The sequence below is a fragment of the Croceibacterium xixiisoli genome, from assembly GCF_009827305.1.
GTDB classification, from domain to species: Bacteria; Pseudomonadota; Alphaproteobacteria; order Sphingomonadales; family Sphingomonadaceae; genus Croceibacterium_C; species Croceibacterium_C xixiisoli.
Map to the genome: position 1 here is coordinate 10,236 of NZ_WTYJ01000002.1, position 19,439 is coordinate 29,674.

A 19,439-nucleotide genomic window follows, 5' to 3' on the forward strand; every position below is an offset into this window, starting at 1 on the left:
GGTTCAGGCGCTTTCGGGTTCAGCTCCCTCTAGCACGTTTGCCAGGCTGTTCAGCACCTGCCGGGCGTCGAACGGCTTGCCCACCAGCGGAGCCTGATCGTGGCCCGCGGGCAGGTTTTCCCGTCCATATCCGCTGACGAAGATGAAGGGGATGCCGCGATCGCGCAGGGCATCGGCGACCGGGCCGACCGGTTCGCCGTGCAGATTGCCGTCGAGCAGAGCGGCGGCAATGTCCGTCCGGTCGATGCACCGCATGGCCGAATTGGTATCCGAAGCGATGGCGGCGATGCTGCCGCCCCCGTCTTCGATGATGCCGGTCAGTTCCATCGCCAGCAAGGGTTCGTCCTCGACCACCAGAATGCTCTGCCCGGAAAGGATCATTTCAGATCCAGCGGGCTCTGCCGTCTCCGGCTGAGGCGCAAGTTCCACTGGCTGTTCGCGTTCCATGCCCGGGCGCGGGGTGGCGAGATAGGGCAGGGTCATGCGCCAGTGGATCCCCTCGGCACCATAGGTTGCCACGGCATTGCCGCCATCGGCCTGCAGGCTGCGTTCGATCAATGCTGTTCCGAAACCGCGATGGCTGGCGGCTGCCGCAGGCGGTCCGCCACGCTCGATCCAGTCCATTTCCAGCATGTTGTCGGCCACATGCCAGTTCAGGCTGACGGTGCCGCTCGACTGCGACAGGGCACCATATTTATGCGCATTGGTAACCAGTTCATGCAGCACCAGCGCCAGATGCAATGCCGGTTCCGGTGGCAATTCGACATCGGGACCGCTGGTCAGGAAGCGATCGGCGGAAAAGGCGCCGATCGCGGTTTGCCCAGCGATCAGATCCGCCAGCCGCGCACCCTGCCAGGTGGCGCTGCTCAGCAGCGAATGGGCATTGGCCAGCGCATGAATCCGGCCCAGGAATGTCGGGGCGAAGTCGGATGGGCCGGTCGAGCGGCGGAGCGATTGCTGGGCGATGGCCTGCACCGATGCCAAAGTGTTCTTCACCCGATGGTTCAGTTCCCCGACCAGCAGCCGCTGAGTTTCTTCCGCGCGCATCCGGTCGGTCACGTTCAGGATCTGCAGATTGACGGAAATCAGCCGGCCGGCCTCGTTCCTCAGGGCGGAACAATAGCATTCGCAATCCAGCGTATAACCTTCGGCCGTGACGAACCGCAGCAGCCGGGTTTCCCGATTGGCATCGTCGGCGATCATTGCCTTCATCAGGGCATCGAAATCACTGGCGCTGGCGGGCGAAGGCCATTGCACCTGCGATGCGCCAAACCCGCAAACTTCCGCCGATCGCCAGCCGAACATCCGTTCCGCCCCTTTCGACCAGGCGATGATCCGCTGCCGATGGTCGATCTCGACAATGGCGAGTGGCGAATTGTCGCTATGCGCGCGCAGCCGGGCCAGCGCGGCGGCGTGATCGTCCCGCTGCTGCGCCAGTTCCCTGCGCTGGCGGTACAGTTCGATGAACACTGCAACCTTGTTGCGCAGGATCTGCGCATCGAGCGGTTTCAGCAGATAGTCGACCGCGCCTGCCTCATAGCCGCGAAACTTGCGCCGTTCATCGGTCGCCACGGCGGTCAGGAAGATGATCGGCACGCGGCGGGTGCGTTCGGTGCCGCGCATGAATTCTGCCAGTTCGAACCCGTCCATGCCGGGCATCTGCACATCCAGCAGGGCCAGCGCGACGTCATGGATCAGCAGCAGTTCCAGCGCCTCGACGCCGGAGCGGGCGGTCAGCAGTTCGACCCCGTCCTGCTGCAGCAGGGCGTCAAGTGCGGCGAGATTTTCGGGCACGTCATCGACGGCCAGGATGCGAACCACATCACGCTCCATCGCGCGGTTCCTCCATGGTCAGCGTGTTGCGGCGGTATATCTTCTCGTTTTCGGCGAAATCGGTGAAGCCGGGCCAGCAGGCCGAAAAGCGCAGCGTTTCCTTGGCGCCCAGGCCGAGAAACCCGCCCCGGACCAGCGATTTGCCGAACAGGCCCAGCGCCCGATCCTGCAGATCACGATCGAAATAGATCAGCACATTGCGGCTGGAGACCAGCTGCACCTCGGAAAAGACCTCGTCACTGGCCAGATTGTGTTCGGCGAACACGGCACGACGGCGCAGCGATTTGTCGAACACCGCCGCGCCATAACCGGCCGTATAGTAATCGGACAGGGACGTGCGCCCGCCGGACAGCCGATGGTTTTCGCTGAACTGGGCAATGCGGTCGAGATCGTAGATCCCGGCTTCGGCCTTGCTCAGCGCGGCCGGGCTGATGTCGGTGCAATAGAAGATCGTGCGGTCTTCCAGCCCCTCTTCCCGAAACAGGATCGCGAGCGAATAGAATTCTTCCCCATTGGCGCAGCCAGCGATCCACACCTTGAGCGAGGGGTAGGTGCGCAGATGGGGGATGACCTGCTGCCGCAATGCCAGGAAATAGGATGGATCGCGGAACATCTCGCTGACCTGAATGGTAAGGAAACCCATCAGATCGGCAAAATCGGCCGGGCTGCGCAGGATGCGGTGCTGCAGGTGTGACAGGCTGGGCAGGCCGAGCCGAGCCTGCGCGCGCGCCATGCGGCGGTGCAGGGATGATCGCGAATAGCCACGGAAATCATAATGATACTGCCGCCAGATCGCCTCCAGCAGCAGATCGAGTTCGATTTCTTCGTGCGGTTCGAAGGTTTCGATCAACGCGGCATCCATACCCGCACCAGGCTCAGCAGCTTGTCGACGTCGAGCGGCTTGGCCAGATAGTCATTGGCCCCGGCATTCAGGCAATCATGCTGGTCGCGTTCCATCGCCTTGGCAGTCAGCGCAATGATCGGCAGATCCTGCGCCCAGCTGCGCGAACGGATTTCCCGCGTGGCGGTCAGCCCGTCCATTTCCGGCATCATCACATCCATCAGCACCAGATCGACCGGTTCGGCCGTGCCGTTTTCGGATTCGTCAAGCAGGCGCAGCGCCTCCACCCCGTTGCGGGCGATGCGGACATCCACGCCATGGGGTTCGAGCACGCTCGAGAGGGCATAGATATTGCGGATGTCGTCTTCGACCACCAGCACGCGGCGCCCTTCCAGGGTGGCATCGCGGTTGAGCGATTTGACGATCAACTGCTGCTGCGGCTCGGGCAATTCGGACACCACCTGATGCAGGAACAGCGTCACCTCATCCAGCAGCCGTTCGGGCGATTTGGCGCCCTTGACGATGATCGACTTGGAATATTTGCGCAGCCGCAGTTCTTCGTCGGGCGACAGGTCGCGGCCGGTGTAGACGATCACCGGAGGGAAGCCGACGCTTTCATCCCCGCTCAGTCGTTCAAGCAGATCCAGCCCCGATGCGTCGGGCAGGTTCAGATCCAGCACCATGCAATCGAACGTGTCCAGACCCAGCAGTTCGAAGCACTGCGTGGCCGAATGCGCTTCCACGGTTTCGACATCGCGCGAGGCCAGCAGCAGGCGCACGCTTTCGGCCTGCTGGGCGTCATCTTCCACCACCAGCACGCGGCGCATGCGCTGCGCCATGCGCGCTTCCAGCCCTTCGAGCATGTCGACCAGCTGTTCGCGTCGCACGGGCTTGAACAGATAGCCGATTGCGCCGCCGGACAGGGCGGCCTGGCTGTCATCATCGACCGACACCACATGCACGGGGATATGGCGCGTGCGCACGTCGCGCTTGATCCGGTCGAGCACCGACAGGCCGGTGTGATCGGGCAGGTTCATGTCCAGGATCACCGCGCTGGGCAGATATTGCCGCGCCAGCAGCGCGCCTTCATCGGCGGTGCCGGCGATCAGGCATTCGAAGCCCTGCTCATGCGCCAGATCGCACAGAATGCGGGCGAAGACCGGATCATCCTCCACGATCAGGATCACGCGGCTGTCCCCGCTCAAACGTTCCCGGTCGTCTTCGGGAATGGCGCCCGGGCGGCGCAGCGCGGGGCCGGCGTTGGAAGGTTGCGGGCGCGCGATCGTCGGAGTGGGCGATGACAGGCGCTTTGGTTCGGATGGCTGAACGCTGCCCGGTTCGAACCGTTCGGGCAGGATGACGGAAAAGGCACTGCCTTTGCCCTCCTGACTTTCGACCACGACATCGCCGCCCAGCAGCCGCGCCAGTTCGCGGGAAATCGAAAGGCCCAGTCCGGTTCCGCCATATTTGCGGCTGATCGTGCCATCGGCCTGGCGGAAGGCTTCGAAGATCGCGTCATGCTGATCGGCCGGGATGCCCACGCCGGTGTCGCGCACGATGAAGGCAATCCGCCCGTCATCCTGCCGCGCCGTGCTCAGCGTCACCTCGCCGCGCTCGGTGAATTTGATCGCGTTGGACAGGAAATTCTTCAGCACCTGTTCCAGCCGCTGCTGATCGGTGTCGATCTCCTCTGCATCGGCGCTCGCCTCTATCGCGAAACCGATGCCCTTGCTGGCGGCGGCGGGGCCGAAAACGGCGCGCATCTTTTCCAGCATCGGCTGGATGCGCATCCGGCGTGGCTGCAACTCCAGCTTGCCGGCCTCGATCTTGGAGATATCGAGAATGTCGTTGATCAGGGTCAGCAGATCATTGCCCGATGTCTCGATCGTCTGGGCATGGCGGACCTGTTCGGAGCTGAGATTGCCGGCGCGGTTTTCGGCCAGCAGTCGGGCCATGATCAGCAGCGAGTTGAGCGGTGTGCGCAGTTCATGGCTCATATTCGCCAGGAATTCGGATTTATAGCGGCTGGCGGTTTCCAGCTCGCTCGCCTGCGCGCGCAGGGATGCCTGGGTGCGGGCCAGATCATCGCGCTGGGCTTCCAACTCGCTGGTCTGTTCTTCCAGCTGGGCATTGCTCTGTTCCAGCTCGCTCTGCTGGGTTTCGAGCCGTGCGGCGGTGTCCTGCAGCTGGCGGCTCTGCGTTTCCAGCTCATCATTGTTGGCGCGCAGTTCCTCGCTCTGCGTCTGCAATTCCTCTGCCTGTTGCTGGGTTTCTTCCAGCAATTCACGCAGCCGCGCCCGGTATTTGCCGGATCGGATGGACACGCCCAGCTGGCCGGAAATGCGATCAAACAGTCCTTCGGCATCGGCCAGCCGGTCTTGCGGCAGGCCCAGCTCTATCACCCCGTTGACCGCACCATCGGCATAGGTGGTCGCCAGCAGCAGGGCAGGGGGCTTGGCCATGCCCAGAGCAGATCCGAAATAGAGATAACCCTCAGGCACGGTGGTCAGGGTGAAATTGCGCCGATCGGCCACCGCCTGCCCCAACAACCCGTCGCCAACATCGAATTGTTCCGGGACGTCGGCATTGGCGGGTACGCCATAGGTTGCCTGGCGGCGAAAGCCTTCGCCATTGCGGATGAAGATCGCCCCGGCGCTGGCGCCCAGATAACCGCACAGGAATGTCAGCGCGCTGGCGCCCAGCCGATCCAGCGGCTGTTCCCCGCCGACCGCTTCAGCCAGGCCCAGCTGGCCGTTCTGCAGCCATTCTTCCCGCCGGATCGCCTGGCGGTTGCGGATGAAGTAGAAACCGATCGTGGCGATGATCCAGGCCACGCCCAGCCCAAGCCCGCGATTGATGATGGCGACTTCGGGAGCGATGCCTTCCGGGGCCAGCACAAAGCCCACCACGGTGAGGATCGTGGCCAGCCCAGCCACGATCAGGGGCACCTGCGGTCGCGCAGCGAGATAGGCCAGCACCGCCGGCAGCAGATAGGCGACCCATACAGCCGTGCCGAGGGGGAAGGCGATGTCCGCCAGAAACGGCGCCAGCAAAAGCACTGCCAGCGCCGGGTAAAGCAGCTGTGCCTGGAGCCTTGTCAAAGTTGCAGCTGACTTCGTGCCGGCCTTTGCAACGGCCGGTGTTTGTAATTCGCGCACCTGAAATTCCCCGCCAATCGGGAAAGAACATGTTCGCTCCGCAAACGTTCCCGCAAATGTTACATTTTTTTACGGGTCCATCAGGGCGCGCATTTCCCGGCCATCGGCGGCATTGGGCACCAGTTGCAGATAGGTGGCCAATTCCACGCGCGCCTCTGCCTTGCGACCGGCGCGGGCCAGGCTGACACCGAGATCGCGATAGACATCTGGACGGTTCAGCCCCTGCGCCATGGCTTCCCGATAATACTGCGCCGCGCTGGCGAAATCATCGTCCGCCCCGCGCATCCGATGCATCTCTGCCCGGGCATAAAGCAATTCGGCATCCCAGCCCTTGTGTGCGGCCAGCACCTTCAGCAAATATTCGGTCGCGCCGAATTCATTCTGCTGCACCAGCCCATCCAGCAGGCGCGCCATATGCGGCTTGAGCGCCTGATAATGCGCGGCGATGCCCGGGTCTTCGTTGCCGTCATCATATTGGGCGGCCAGTTCGGTCAACCGGGCGCTACGCTGCCGGTCGCTCGGGTGCGTGTCATAGAACCCTTCTTCCCCATCCTCGGCCGGGGCGGTGGGGCTTGAACCGCCCGCAGCCGCGCGTGCGGCGGCGACGGCATCGGCTTCCTCTATCTGATGCTGCCAGTTCCAGGCGGCGGCGGCACTGGGATAACGCGATGCCGCCAGATATTTCAGGCCCAGCTCATCGGCGGCGGCTTCCTGCGCGCGGTTGTAGCGGAAATAGGATTTCAGCAGGGCGCGTTCCTTCTCCCGCTGCTGCTTGGCGCTGCCGCCCTTGCCCGAGCCGTCGTCCGTTTCGCGCGAAGCCATGGTGGCGCGCACTTCCTTCATTCCGCCCAGGCCATGGCGCAATTCGAAATGAGCGAATTCATGCCCCAGAACCGCGCCCAGTTCCGCCTCGCTCCGGGTTCGCAGCAACAGCCCGGTCCACACGGTCATGGCACCATTGGCGGCCATCCCCGCATTCACGATCGGCTGATCGAGAACGTAGATCCGCACGGCGCCGCAGCGGTCCGCGCCGACCGTTTCACACAGCACGCGGCGGACATAATCGTTGAGGGGCTGATCCCGCAGCAAATGAGGCGATTGCGCCAGTTCCCGTTCAAACTGGGCAGAAAACATCCACAGATCCCGCTCGTCGCCGCTCTTGGGGGCGTAGGCCGGGGTATAGGGCGGCAGGGTAGGGGATTGGGCCATTGCCGGCACGAACAGGGCCATTCCCGCCAGGGCAGGTATCAATGCGGCGATCAGCGGACGCATGCGCATCAGAATGGTTTACCACCCCCGTCGTGTGTTTGTCCTGATGCTATAATAAACCTGTTACCGAATTCGGTTCCGGTGCGGCGGGAAGTTGGAAGGCTGCGATGCCCTGAAGGCTGATCCGACCGGCGAAAGCTCCAAGTCGATGCGCCGAAGCGCAGGGGCCGTAAAAAGGGGCGGCAGCCGCGCCCCTTCGGCAATTACATCAGCTTGTCGATGGAGATCGACAGCGCGCCCGCCAGCAGGACGGCGGTGCCAGCCGCCGGCAGGCTGCCGCCCTGTTCCAGGCCGTCAATCTGCTGGTGGCAGATGCCCGATGCTTCCGCCAGCTGCGCCTGGGTCATGCCGCGATGTTCGCGATAGACGCGAAACGGGCTTTCCCCGGCAACAAGTCGCTTGATGATACTGGCCGGAATCTGCCCGTCTGCGCAGGCAGCGAGCACGATCTTGTCCTGGTTCCGACTCTGCGGTCTGTCTTCGGCGACCGTCGCCATGGGCCCGTCCTCTCTTCTTTTCGCGACACTGCCCCGTGCCGCTTTACCGCTCTGTTGGTTTTCTGCCGACCGAAGGAAATCACAGGGTCCGTACCTGCAATTGATTCAGTCAACAGGATGCGCCGCGCTTCGTGCGCGTCTTGCTTGGGGGAACTCCGATCTTGCGATTTGGTGCCCGGATTTTTTGGGTTTCGGCGCTTTTTTTGCGTGCCCTGTCGGAACTGTCTGATTGCAAACGCCGCAGCGCTTTCCGCGAAGGTTGCAGTGACCGTGCGACAGGCTAGAATATGCACAACAGTGCAGATGATGGTGCAGCGCCGACCGGTCGGCTGATGCCCCGACTTGGAACAGGGAGAATTTCGATGGCCTATCAGGTCAGGATCAACGGCGAATTGCGCGAACTGGATGTGCCGGAAGACATGCCCCTGCTGTGGGCGATCCGGAACGAAATCGGCCTGCTTGGCACCAAATTCGGCTGCGGCATGGGCCTGTGCGGCGCCTGCACCGTGCATGTGGATGGTGTGGCACAGCGTTCCTGCTCCCTGCCGGTGGGGTCGATCGGCACGGCCGAGGTGACCACGATCGAGGGGCTGGGCGACACGGAAATCGGCCGCGCATTGCAGCAGGTCTGGGTCGAGGAAGATGTGATGCAGTGCGGTTACTGCCAGGCGGGGCAGCTGATGAATGCCTCTGCCCTGCTCAAGCGCAATCCCGCCCCCAACGCCCGGCAGATCGACGCGGCGATGAGCGGCAATATCTGCCGCTGCGCCTGCTACACCCGCATCCGCGACGCGATCGCCCAGGTGGCAGACAAGGGAGCCAAGGCCAATGTCTGAGCAGATCGAACAGCGCGGCCCGCAACTCAGCCGTCGTGGCCTGCTGCGCGCCGGCGTTCTGGCCGGTGGTGGTCTGGCGTTGACCGCGTCGCTGCCGATGGTCGCGCGTGCGGCGGTGACCGGGGCGGGGGCGGCGGTGCAGCCGGCCACGCTCAACGCCTATGTCACCATCGGCGCGGACAATATCATCACCATCGCGGCCAAGAATCCGGAGGTCGGCCAGGGCATCAAGACCATGCTGCCCATGCTGATCGCAGAGGAAATGGATGCTGATTGGGACATGGTCCGCATCGAACAGGCGGAATTCAATCCGGCGAAATATGGCATGCAGCTGGCTGGCGGCAGTTTTTCCACCCCGATGAACTGGATCCCCATGCGCCAGGTCGGCGCGGCGACCCGCGCCATGCTGGTGCAGGCGGCCGCGCTGCGCTGGGGCGTGCCGGTGGCCGGGCTGAAGGCGGAAAAGGGCAAGATCGTCGAAATTTCCTCCGGCCGTTCGCTCAGCTTCGGCGATGTGGCGGCGGATGCGGCGCTGGTGCCGGTGCCCGATCTGGCCTCCGTCCCGCTCAAGGCGGACAAGGATTTCACCATCATCGGCCGTTCGATCGCCGGGATCGATTCCCAGCGTATCGTGGAAGGCAAGCCGATCTTCGGCGTGGACACCATGCTGCCCGGCATGCGCTATGCCGCGTTCGAACGGGCGCCGATTTTTGGTGCGAAGCTGGTTTCCGCCAATCTGGATGCCGCGCGCGCGGTGCCGGGGGTGGAGGATGTGTTCGTGCTGGAAGGCGGCGACAATCCCGAACTGCTGGTCGATGGCGTGGCCATCATCGCCAAGAACTGGTGGATCGCCAACAAGGCGCGCGAACAGCTGGAAATCGAATGGGATGGCGGCCAGTGGGCCAGCCATTCGACCGCCGGCTATGATGCCAAGGCGCAGGAACTGTTCGGCCAGGCGCCAACCAGCGACATTGCCGTATCGGGCGATGTCGACGCGGCCTTTGCGGCGGCGGCCAAGGTGGTGGAGGCGGATTATTCCTATCCCTTCCTCGCGCATGTGCCGATGGAGCCGCAGAACTGCACATCCTTGCTGCGCGAAGATGGCGTGATGGAAATGTGGGCGCCGACCCAGATGCCGCAGGCCGGCCATGGCGGCGTGTGCCAGCAGCTCGGCCTCGCACCGGAAAAGGTGGTGGTGCACATCACCCGCATGGGCGGCGGTTTCGGCCGGCGGTTGACCAATGACTTCATGGTTCAGTCGGCGGCGATTGCCGCGAAGAAGCCGGGCGTGCCGATCCAGCTGATCTGGAGCCGGCAGGACGATCTGCGCAGCGATTTCTATCGCCCTGGCGGTTATCACCGCTTGCGCGCCGCGCTGGACGAAAGTGGCAAACTGACCGGTTTCGATGGGCATTTCGTCACCTTCAGCACCGGTGGGAAGGTGAATTTCAACGCGGCGATGGGTGGGAAGGAGTTTCCGATCCATTTCCTCGACAATCTGCGATATCGCCAGTCGGCCATCGATACGCGCGTGCCCATGGGTTCGCTGCGGGCGCCGCAATCCAATGCGCTCAGCTTCGTGCAGCAGAGCTTCCTGGATGAAGTGGCGCGGGAACAAGGGCGCGATCTGCCGGCGCTGATGCTGGAACTGCTCGCTTCGCGCGATGAATTTCCGGAAGAAAACGGCTTCCTCGGCAAGCAGCCGGGCTTTTCGCCCAAGCGGGCGACGGCGGTGATCGAAAAGGCGCTGCAGATGGGCGGCTGGGAAGGCCGGACCGATGGCAACCGCCGGGCCAAGGGCTTCGGCTTCTATTTCAGCCATCTGGGCTATTTTGCCGAAGTGGTGGAAGCCAGCGTGGATGCACGCGGTCAGGTCAGCGTGCACAATGTCTGGGCCGCCGGTGACGTTGGCCGCCATATCATCAACCCCTTCGGGGCGATGAACCAGGTCGAAGGCGCGATCATCGATGGCATCGGGCAGGCGCTGGCGCTGGCCGTGCAGATAGAAAGCGGCGCGGTGGTGCAGTCCAATTTCCACGATTACCCGATCCCCCGCATACCGGCCACGCCGCAGATCGAGGTCGAGTTCATCAAATCGGACAATGATCCCACGGGCCTGGGTGAGCCGGCACTGCCGCCGGTCATTCCCGCGCTGACCAATGCGATCTTTGCCGCCACGGGCAAGCGCATACGCAGCCTGCCGATCGACAAGGCTCAGCTGGTCTGACCCATCTCCATCCGGCGGGCATGGCTTTGCCATTCCCGCCGGAACATCTACCCGCTCTGCCGGTTGAGGATGTATCCTGTCATGAAGGGTGCAACGGAGAGAGCATATGATCGGCAAGATTGTGGGGGCAGTGGCTGGGCAGCAGCTTTCCCGCCAGCTTAAGGGTATCGATGGTTTCGCAGGTGCAGCGCTGGGCGTTGGCGCCGTGGCGGTGGCCCGCCGCCTGGGACCGGCCGGAATGGTTGCCGCTGCCCTGGGCAGTTGGTTGATCATGCGCAACCGCAAGCCGGCTGAACCTGCCCAAGGCGATGGAAAGGTTCACACGCTGGTGGCCAAGCCGGTTAAAAAGGCCGGTACCGTGCGGCAGAAAATCACCGACGAAACCAGCCCCAGCAAGCCGGCCAAGGTTCAGCCCTCGGACCAACTGGCTGCAGCCTCCCCCGCGCAATGATTGCGCAATTTGCGCGCTGGACGGTGCAGAAATAGCGTTCTGTCCCAGCCAGTGTCAGCCAATATTCAGATCGGCCGGGGCACCTCTCTGCGGGGTGTCTCGGCCGTTTGCCAGTCGGGATCATCGGCGCTAATCCGCCATTTCATTCTTGGTAAGGGGTTCACAACATGGGTAGGTTTCGTTCGCTCAGCGCTGCGGCGACAATTGCGATGCTGTCCGTCATTTCGGTTTCGGCTGGCGCCCAGAACGTCCGCGATCTCGATGGGCAGGACGGCGATGTCCGTGTGTATCAGGGAGAGGTCAAGAACGCCCCGACCAAATATCAGGTAACCGTTCCGGCGAACAGCGCGCTGGAAATCGTTGCCGCCGCAACCACCCAATCGCAGCTGGATCCCTATCTGAAGGTCCGCAATGTCGCCGATGGCGAAACCCTGTCGGAAGATGATGATTCCGCCGGCAATCTCGGGGCGCGGGTGTATGTCTTCGCCGAAAACGAGATGCGCGTGGAAATAGAGGTTTCCGCTGCCGAGGCTGCCGACGACAATCGCAAGGTCGGCAAGTTCGAACTTTCCGTCCGCCCGACCGACTGGCGCCCCACGCCGCCGCGCACCATCACCTTCGGTTCGCGCAGTGAAGGCAGGCTGATCAACGGCGAAAGCCATGTGTTCCATATCCAGGGGCAGAAGGATCAGCGCCTGGTGGCGACGCTACGTGCTGCCGATGGATCGGCGCTCGATTCCATGCTCGAACTGCGCCGGGGCAATGCCACCAGCGGGGAAACGCTGGCCGAAGACGATGACAGCGCCGGCGGCACCAATGGCCTTGACGCCCGCATCCGTCGCGTTCTGCCGGCGAACGGCACCTACACGCTGGTTGCGCGCGGGCTGGGCACCACCTCGGGCGCCTATACGCTCGAAATCGGCGACGGCGCGCAGCGGGCTGCGGTTCCGGCCGTGCGCGAACTTTCGCTGGGTGTGCGTGCCACCGGCCAGTTCGGCGCGGACGAGGCGATCAGCGATGATGACGGCGATGAACAGGATCGGGAAATCATCTATCGCCTGAGCGCCGATGCCAAGCGGACGCTGCGGTCCAATCCCGGCACGCTGATCATCCGCATGAACACCGCATCGAGCGATTCCGAAATCGATCCGATGCTGGATCTGGCGCTAGAAACCCCGCTCGGTCGCTCGATCGTCGCCTCCGACGATGACAGCGGCGGCAATCTCAATGCCGAACTGTCGGTCGATCTGTCCGCGTTGCGCAGCGAACCGGACTGGCTGGACCGGGTGCGGATCGTGGCTCGCACGCTGAATGCTGTCGATGGGGACTTTACGATCGAGGCTGTCCGGGGGCAGTAAGGCCACATCGGATGAATTGACCGGTTAACGGCCGCTGGCAATGCTGGCGGCCGGCCGGAACTTATGGGGGCAGGGGATGATGAAACAGGGTGCTGTGTCGCGCGCCATGCGCAAGGCGATGTTCGCGGGTGCAGGCGCGTCGGCGCTGTTCGCGGTCAGCCCGGCGGCTGCGGCGAATTGCGGCGATCTGGTGGGCACGAAAATCGCCAGCGGCACGGTGACTGCGGCTGGCCTGGTTGCCCCCGGCGCATTTCAGCAGCCCAGCGTCCCCGGCGGCCCGCCCCCCGGCGTGCTCAATGCCGCCTATAGCGATTTGCCGCAGTTCTGCCGCGTGCAGGCGACGCTCAAGCCCAGCAGCGATTCCGATATCAAGGTGGAAATCTGGCTGCCCGCGCGCGGCTGGAACGGCAAATATGTCGGCATCGGCAATGGCATCTGGGCCGGGCAACTGTCCTATTCCCAACTCGCCGATCCGCTCAAGCGCGGCTATGCCGTGGCCACCACCGACACTGGTCATACCGGCAATGGGCTGACCGCCGAATGGGCGATCGGCCACCCGGAAAAGCTGGTCGATTTCGGCCATCGCGCGATCCATGAAATGACGGTTGCGGCCAAGCAGGCGATCACCGCGATCTATGGCAAGGGGCCGGAGGTATCCTTCTGGAATTCCTGCTCCACCGGCGGGCGCCAGGGGCTGATGTCGGCCCATCGCTATCCCGAAGATTACGATGTCATTTCGTCCATGGCCCCGGCCAATCCGATGACCGATCTGATGACCCAGACGATGTGGGCCGGTTATCAGCCGCAACGCGAACCCGGCGCGGCTCTGACCATGGGCAAGCTGACGAGCCTGCACCGCGCCGCCGTGGCGCAATGCGACAAGGATGATGGCGTGGAAGACGGGCTGATCGGCCGCCCCGACAGCTGCCGTTTCGATCCCGCCACGATCCAGTGCACGGCGGGGGATAGCGACAGCTGCCTGACCGCGCCGCAGGTGAAGACGGCGCAGGCGCTCTACGACGGCATTCGCAATGCAGAGGGCCATCTGCTGCTGCCAGGCTGGCCGCGCGGCGCCGAAATGCAGCTCGCCGCGCTGGTGATGGCGGACAAGCCGTTCCCGGTCGCCTATACCTATTTCTCCATGCTCGTGTTCGACAACCGCGCGGATTGGGACTGGAAAGGCTTCGACTACACCCGCGATCTGCAGCGTTCGCGCGATTACGGCGCGTCAATCCTGAATGCCCCCTCGGACGGGCTGGGGCCGTTCTTCGCGCGCGGGGGCAAGCTGCTGCTCAGTCATGGCTGGGCCGATGGGCTGATCCCCGCGAACAACACGCTCGGCTATTATCAGCATCTCTATTACGCGCTGCCCCGCGCCCAGGCGCAACAGCAGCTGCGGCTGTTCATGGCCCCGGGCATGGATCACTGCAGCGGCGGGGCCGGCCCGTCCGACATCGACACGCTCGGCATCATGGATGAATGGGCGCGCAGCGGAAATGCACCCGATCGCATCCTCGCCGTGCGACCGACCAAGGCCCCCAGCATGCCGGGTGCGCCAGAAGCACCTGCGCGTGAGCCGATGTCGCGGCCGCTGTGCGCCTGGCCGATGGTGGCGCAATACAAGGGCACGGGCAGCAGCAATGAAGCGGCAAACTTCACCTGCGTGAACCCGGACGCCTGATCGCCAGATGCTGCCCGATGATCGTGCCGCCCTGCGCGCCGCCGCCCAGGCGGGTGTGGGGCTGTGCACGATTACCGCGATAGAGGGCAGCTTTTCCCGCCGGGTGGGGGCGCAGCTGGCCGTGGGCAGCGATGGCGCGATCATCGGCAGTCTGGCCGATGGTTGTCTTGAACGCCAGCTCGCGGCAGAGATCACCGCCGCGCGCGACACCGGCCGGGGCGTGATGCGTCGGTTCGGCGCCGGATCGCCGCTGATCGATTTTCGCCTGCCCTGCGGCAGCGGCATAGACATCTGGATCGATCCTGCGCCCGACCATGCCGCCTGTGCCGATGTTGCAGCCCGGCTCGATGCGCGCGAACAGGCCGCGCTGCCCCTGCCGCATGGCGGGGCGGGGCTGGCAGAACGCCGCTATATTCCGCCCTTGCGCCTGCTGCTGTTTGGTGAAGGGCCCGAACTCGATGCGCTGGCCACCATTGCACGCGGGGCCGGTTATCTGGTCGAATGCCTGCGCAGCGATTCCGCGCAGCCCGCGCTTGCCCTTGGTCGTGCGCCGCAGGGCCTTGCCGCCGATCCCTGGACGGCGGTGGTGCTGTTGTTTCACGATCACGAATGGGAACAGGCGATCCTGCAATGGGCGCTGGCAACGCCCGCCTTCTTCATCGGGGCGCAGGGCGGCATGGATACGCGCGCCGGCCGGCTGGAACGGCTGGCAGCAGCGGGGCAGGGGCCGGAACAACTCGCCCGCATCCACAGCCCGGTGGGTGTGATCCCGCGCGCGCGCGAACCCGGCGTGCTGGTCCTGTCGGCGCTGGCGCAGATCGTGGGCGCCTATGAGGCGCTGCACCCGCATGGCTGAGGCCGATGTTCTGGTGGCCGTGCTGGCCGCCGGACGTGCCAGCCGGTTCGGCGGGGGCAAGCTGGATGCCGATTGTGCCGGCCGTCCGCTCGGCCGTTATGTGCTGGATGCGGCGCAGGCGGCGGGCCTGCCGGCAGGCGTGGTCGTGACCGGGCCGGAGGGGTGCTGGTTCGGGGAGGGCTGGGATTGCCTGATCAATCCCGATCCTGCCGCCGGACTTGCCTCCTCTCTCGCGATAACCGCACAGCTGGCGATCGAGCGCGGGGCACGGGCCCTGTTGTTGCTGCTGGCGGACATGCCGCTGATCAGCCCCGCGTTTCTGAGGGACCTCTCCCGCACTCCGGCGCCCGCCGCGACCCGCTATCCTGGGGGGCAGCCCGGCGCGCCGGCGTTGTTTGGTGCTGGTATGCTGCCGGATCTTGTCCGCCTCACCGGCGACAGAGGCGCGGCCTCCTTGCTGAACAGCCAGCCCGACCTCACTCTGCTCGATCCCCCGCCGCAAATGCTGTTCGACGTCGATACGGTGGAGGATCTGGCCCAGGCGGCCACAATCATCGCGGCCGGAACCCGACTGCAACCTTAAGACTGGTCTCCGCCGGTTTTCCCGATCACTGCCGATAGATCGACGTAATAGTCCTTCGGGCGCGCGGGATCGATCAGCACGGTCAGCTTGCGCCCGAGCAGCTCTGCAGTCGGATCGACCCAGATCGGCGCGCTTTCGAAGCGGCGCAATTCGCCCGTGCGCGGGTCTTTCGCCTGGGCCGCCACGCGGAACGGGTTTCGGTGGTTGATGGAGATGAACCGGTCGCGGAACACCTCCAGAAAATCCGCCTCTATCGCTACGCCCTGGCGCTGGAGGCGGGCCACCATGCGGCTGCGCCTGATGTCTCCGGACAGGAACACTGCGCCGATACTGGCGAAGATCGCCCCCAGTCCCAGGAAGATGACAGCCAGGCCCTTGCGGCCCCAGAAATCATCGACCGCTGCGCGTGATGGCCGTGCGGGATCATAGATGACCGAAACCCTGTCTCCCACCGCGAAGCGTGGGGGATTGGTGCGCAGTGTTTCGCTGAATTCCTGCGCTCGCCCGTGCTGATCGGAAAAGCGGATGAGCGCGCTATAGGTCACGCTCGATGCTTCTCCAGGCTCGGTATCGACCTGACGCAACAAGGCGCCAACGCGCCCTTCTGCGCTGGCCGCATTGCCGGCAAAGCTGGCATCGCGCAGCAGCAGAAAGGCTGCGACGCAGAGGAACGGCAGTCCCACGATCAGGAAAATACCGCCGATCAGTCGAAAGGGGTTCTTCATGTGCGCAAGCTGCCATGCCGGTGGGAAACGGGGAAACCGTCCATTCCTATTTCACCCGCGTCACCGCGAAATCGGCAATATCCGCCAGGATGCGCGCCTCCGGCCCAAGATCTTTCAGCAGCCCGTGGCATTCAGCGGCCAGATCGGCGACCTGCTGCTGCGCTCCATCGAGGCCCAGCAGACCCACGGCCGTGGCGCGGCCGGCCTTTGCATCCTTGCCGATGCGCTTGCCCATCAGTTCCGCATCGCCAATGTGATCCAGGATGTCATCGCGGATCTGGAATGCCAGGCCCAGCCGGTCACCATAGGCCAGCAGTGCCTCTGCCTGCTTGGCGCAACCATTACCCAGCATCAGCCCGGCTTCGATGGCGAAGCGGATCAGACCGCCGGTTTTCTTCTGTTCGCATTGGAACACGGCATCGCGCGTCGGCGCATCGGGGGGGAACAGATCCATCATCTGCCCGGCGGCCAGCCCGTCGAAGCCGATCACCCGCGACAGACCCAGGACCAGCCGCGCGCGGACCGCAGCATCATCATGGGTGTCGTCGCGCGCCAGCAGTTCGAAAGCCAGTGCCATCAGGGCATCGCCGGCCAGCACGGCCGTCGCCTCATCATATTTGCGGTGCACCGTGGGTCTGCCCCGGCGCAGGGCATCGTCATCCATGCAGGGCAGATCATCATGGATCAGCGATTGGGCATGCACGCATTCGATGGCCGCTGCCACCACCAGCGCCTGTTCCCGCCGGGCGCCCGCCAGCGTGGCCGCCGTCACCGTCAGCATGGCGCGCAGCCGCTTGCCTCCGCCGACCGTGGCGTAGCGCATGGCATCGGTCAGCCGTCCGGCAGCCCCGTGACGCTGAGGAATTGCTGCGGTCAGCAGCCGGTCGATATCATGCTGCAACCGTGCCAGATCCTGCGCCAGGGGGCGGGGGCGCGCGGTCATCGGCACAGGCTTGAAGCTGACATTTTCCACCTTGCCGGCGGCTTCTTCCAGCACATAGCCAGCGTCGGTCAGCGCACGGCAGACATCATGCACGGCACTGTCGGGGGTGGATGCCCCGGCGGACAGGCCGATCACCGGGGCGGTGGAAATGGCATCCCAGGGGATGCCGGCGCTGTCTGAAATCAGATAGCTGGATGAACATCCTGCACCGCTGGCGATCTCGACCAGACGATTGGCGTTGGATGAATGGCTGTCCCCCACGATCAGCATGCAATCGGCTTCGCGGGCGATGGCCGCCACCGCCTGCTGCCGATTGGTCGTGGCATAGCAGATATCGCTCGACCGTGGGCCGGTGACATCGCTGAAGCGCGCGCCGATCGCATCGATCACCTGCTGCGCTTCCTGCACCGAAAACGTCGTCTGCACCGCATAGGCCAGTGGCAGATCGCCGGGCAGATCCAGCGCTGCGACATCGCCCGCATCGCCCACCACGCTGATCGCGCCATCGGGCAACTGCCCCAGCGTGCCGATGATTTCCGGATGTCCCCGATGCCCGATCAGCAACACATGGCGGTTCCTGGCGTTATGGGCGGTGACTTCGGTGTGGATCTTGGCCACCAGTGGGCAGGTGGCATCGATCGTGTGAATGCGCAGTTCGCGCGCCTCTTCCCCCACGGCCAGCGATACGCCATGGGCAGACAGGATGGCCACCGCATGCGGCGGGATCTCGCTGAGTTCGCGCACGAAGATCGCGCCGCGCGTTTCCAGATCGGACACCACCGCCTGATTGTGCACGATATGGCGACGGACATAAACGGGCGCGCCATATTTCCGGAGCGCCTGTTCCACCGCATCGATCGCGCGTTCGACCCCGGCGCAGAACCCACGCGGATTGGCCAGCAGCACGCGGCGCTGCGTTACGGAACCTTGGGCGGAAGAACCGGCTTCCCCTGTCAATGTTACCGGCATTCTCTCTCCCATAGCTGCTGTTGTTCGCAGCCCTGATGCTCAGAACAGATATCGCATGCGGATGTCGATATTCGCATTGCCGGCCAGTTCGATCACCGCCTCGTCAAATCGGGGGGCGCGCGGGCGGAAGCCGGGGTTGCGGGAAAAACCGTACCCTTCACGAGGAATGCCGGCGAAGGTATCCAGTTCCCCATTGGCGTTGCGGTCATGGAACACCGCGATCGCCCATTCGCCATTCGCAAGCCGGGGCAGGGTGATGGTGGCGGACTGGCCGGATATGGGCACGGACCCGCTGATCACCCCGGTGCCTTCGCAATCGGGAAATGCCGATCCGCGCGGCGCGGCGCAATATTGGACCACGCCCTTGTCATTGCGCAGCCCGGCGATCGTTATCGTCAACCGCGACGTGCCCGCTCGTACCTGGTCCTGTGCCTCTGCCTTCGTGCCGCCTGCGGTCAGGGCGATCAGCGCCAAAGCGGCTGAAACCCACATCCGTGCCGCACAGCCGGTCCCAGAAACGGAAATAGAGGCCATAATTTCCCTTGTTCTTGCGATGATGATTATCGTGATGCGTGGCGGTGATGATCAGCCCGCCCAACCGTCCGTGGACCATCCAGCGGGGCCAGATTTCCCAGCCCATATGATTGGTCACCCCGAACAATGTCATGACAGCCATCACAAAACCCAGCGCCCCTACATGGATCGGGATGAACAGGGCCAACACGGGGATCAGCCAGGCACCGCTCAGCGCCTCGGTCCAGTGAAAACTCATCGCTGCCCAGGCGGTGGGCGGATGGCTGCGGTGATGGACGTAATGGCATGCACGATAGACCGCTGGCACATGCATCAACCGGTGTGACCAATAGAACCAGGCGTCATGGATCAGCAGATAGACGATCGGCGCCGCAACCAGCCACCACCAGGGATATTCAGCCGCGTCGAGATAGATCGCGCTGCCCGTGCCGCTGGCCCAAAGCCACAGCACGACACCGGCCGGCAGGCCGTAAATAACGGCGCTCAGCGTCGACCACATAATTTCCATACGGATCTGAACGGCCATTCGATCGTATAGGCCGGGCCGCTTCCTGCGGGTAACGAATGCAAAAAACCCGCTGACAAGCAGGTAACGAAGCCATACGATCATGACGGTAGCGCATGCCGCCACGCCCATCGCCACAAGAGTGTCAGACATTGCCAGCACCCCGGCAACCT

At 64.1% G+C, this 19,439-nt stretch carries 16 protein-coding genes; 7 read left to right on the forward strand and 9 right to left on the reverse strand.

Annotated elements, in window-relative coordinates:
- Positions 1 to 3 precede the first annotated feature (3 nt).
- The 5 genes from GRI97_RS09180 to GRI97_RS09200 form a co-directional block, all read right to left on the reverse strand.
- Complete coding sequence (locus GRI97_RS09180; protein WP_161390907.1) at positions 4 to 1,833, reverse strand: response regulator; 1,830 nt, start codon at positions 1,831 to 1,833, stop codon at positions 4 to 6.
- Entirely contained in the window at positions 1,823 to 2,695 is an 873-nt protein-coding gene (locus tag GRI97_RS09185) for a CheR family methyltransferase (RefSeq protein ID WP_161390908.1), read from the reverse strand. Before GRI97_RS09185 ends, GRI97_RS09180 begins: the two co-directional genes overlap by 11 nt.
- On the reverse strand, positions 2,680 to 5,775 hold the full coding sequence (locus GRI97_RS09190) for a response regulator (RefSeq protein WP_202392688.1): 3,096 nt from the start codon (positions 5,773 to 5,775) through the stop codon (positions 2,680 to 2,682). The genes GRI97_RS09185 and GRI97_RS09190 overlap by 16 nt, the downstream gene beginning before the upstream one ends.
- 126 nt (positions 5,776 to 5,901) lie before the next feature.
- Entirely contained in the window at positions 5,902 to 7,110 is a 1,209-nt protein-coding gene (locus tag GRI97_RS09195) for a M48 family metallopeptidase (protein ID WP_161390909.1), read from the reverse strand.
- 194 nt (positions 7,111 to 7,304) lie between these two features.
- The gene (locus GRI97_RS09200) at positions 7,305 to 7,598 is read right to left on the reverse strand and encodes a helix-turn-helix domain-containing protein (RefSeq protein WP_161390910.1); all 294 of its coding nucleotides are present in this window, start codon (positions 7,596 to 7,598) and stop codon (positions 7,305 to 7,307) included.
- Between the two features lie 362 nt (positions 7,599 to 7,960).
- Here GRI97_RS09200 and GRI97_RS09205 point away from each other — a divergent pair, with 362 nt between their 5' ends.
- From GRI97_RS09205 to GRI97_RS09235, 7 genes are all read left to right on the forward strand, one after another.
- Positions 7,961 to 8,434 (forward strand): (2Fe-2S)-binding protein, encoded by a 474-nt coding sequence (locus tag GRI97_RS09205; protein ID WP_161390911.1) that lies wholly within the window; start codon positions 7,961 to 7,963, stop codon positions 8,432 to 8,434.
- Entirely contained in the window at positions 8,427 to 10,661 is a 2,235-nt protein-coding gene (locus tag GRI97_RS09210; protein ID WP_161390912.1) for a xanthine dehydrogenase family protein molybdopterin-binding subunit, read from the forward strand. Before GRI97_RS09205 ends, GRI97_RS09210 begins: the two co-directional genes overlap by 8 nt.
- Before the next feature lie 106 nt (positions 10,662 to 10,767).
- Complete coding sequence (locus GRI97_RS18390; protein ID WP_202392689.1) at positions 10,768 to 11,112, forward strand: hypothetical protein; 345 nt, start codon at positions 10,768 to 10,770, stop codon at positions 11,110 to 11,112.
- A gap of 167 nt (positions 11,113 to 11,279) precedes the next feature.
- The gene (locus GRI97_RS09220; protein ID WP_161390913.1) at positions 11,280 to 12,470 is read left to right on the forward strand and encodes a hypothetical protein; all 1,191 of its coding nucleotides are present in this window, start codon (positions 11,280 to 11,282) and stop codon (positions 12,468 to 12,470) included.
- 79 nt (positions 12,471 to 12,549) lie between these two features.
- Positions 12,550 to 14,151, forward strand: coding sequence for a tannase/feruloyl esterase family alpha/beta hydrolase (locus GRI97_RS09225; RefSeq protein ID WP_235917742.1), 1,602 nt, complete (start codon positions 12,550 to 12,552; stop codon positions 14,149 to 14,151).
- 7 nt (positions 14,152 to 14,158) lie between these two features.
- Positions 14,159 to 15,007, forward strand: a complete 849-nt coding sequence (locus GRI97_RS09230) for an XdhC family protein (RefSeq protein WP_161390914.1) — start codon at positions 14,159 to 14,161, stop codon at positions 15,005 to 15,007.
- Positions 15,000 to 15,590, forward strand: coding sequence for a nucleotidyltransferase family protein (locus GRI97_RS09235; protein ID WP_161390915.1), 591 nt, complete (start codon positions 15,000 to 15,002; stop codon positions 15,588 to 15,590). The genes GRI97_RS09230 and GRI97_RS09235 overlap by 8 nt, the downstream gene beginning before the upstream one ends.
- On the opposite strand, the gene GRI97_RS09240 is transcribed toward GRI97_RS09235, so the two are convergent.
- The 4 genes from GRI97_RS09240 to GRI97_RS09255 are packed head-to-tail and all read right to left on the reverse strand — an operon-like array spanning position 15,587 to position 19,398.
- Positions 15,587 to 16,315: a DUF3592 domain-containing protein gene (locus GRI97_RS09240; protein ID WP_161390916.1), complete on the reverse strand. Its 729-nt coding sequence runs from the start codon at positions 16,313 to 16,315 to the stop codon at positions 15,587 to 15,589. The genes GRI97_RS09235 and GRI97_RS09240 overlap by 4 nt on opposite strands.
- A 46-nt stretch (positions 16,316 to 16,361) precedes the next feature.
- Entirely contained in the window at positions 16,362 to 18,227 is a 1,866-nt protein-coding gene (gene ispH, locus GRI97_RS09245) for a 4-hydroxy-3-methylbut-2-enyl diphosphate reductase (protein ID WP_161390917.1), read from the reverse strand.
- Between the two features lie 39 nt (positions 18,228 to 18,266).
- Entirely contained in the window at positions 18,267 to 18,626 is a 360-nt protein-coding gene (locus GRI97_RS09250; RefSeq protein WP_202392772.1) for a DUF2141 domain-containing protein, read from the reverse strand.
- Complete coding sequence (locus tag GRI97_RS09255; RefSeq protein ID WP_235917794.1) at positions 18,595 to 19,398, reverse strand: sterol desaturase family protein; 804 nt, start codon at positions 19,396 to 19,398, stop codon at positions 18,595 to 18,597. Before GRI97_RS09255 ends, GRI97_RS09250 begins: the two co-directional genes overlap by 32 nt.
- Positions 19,399 to 19,439 lie beyond the last annotated feature (41 nt).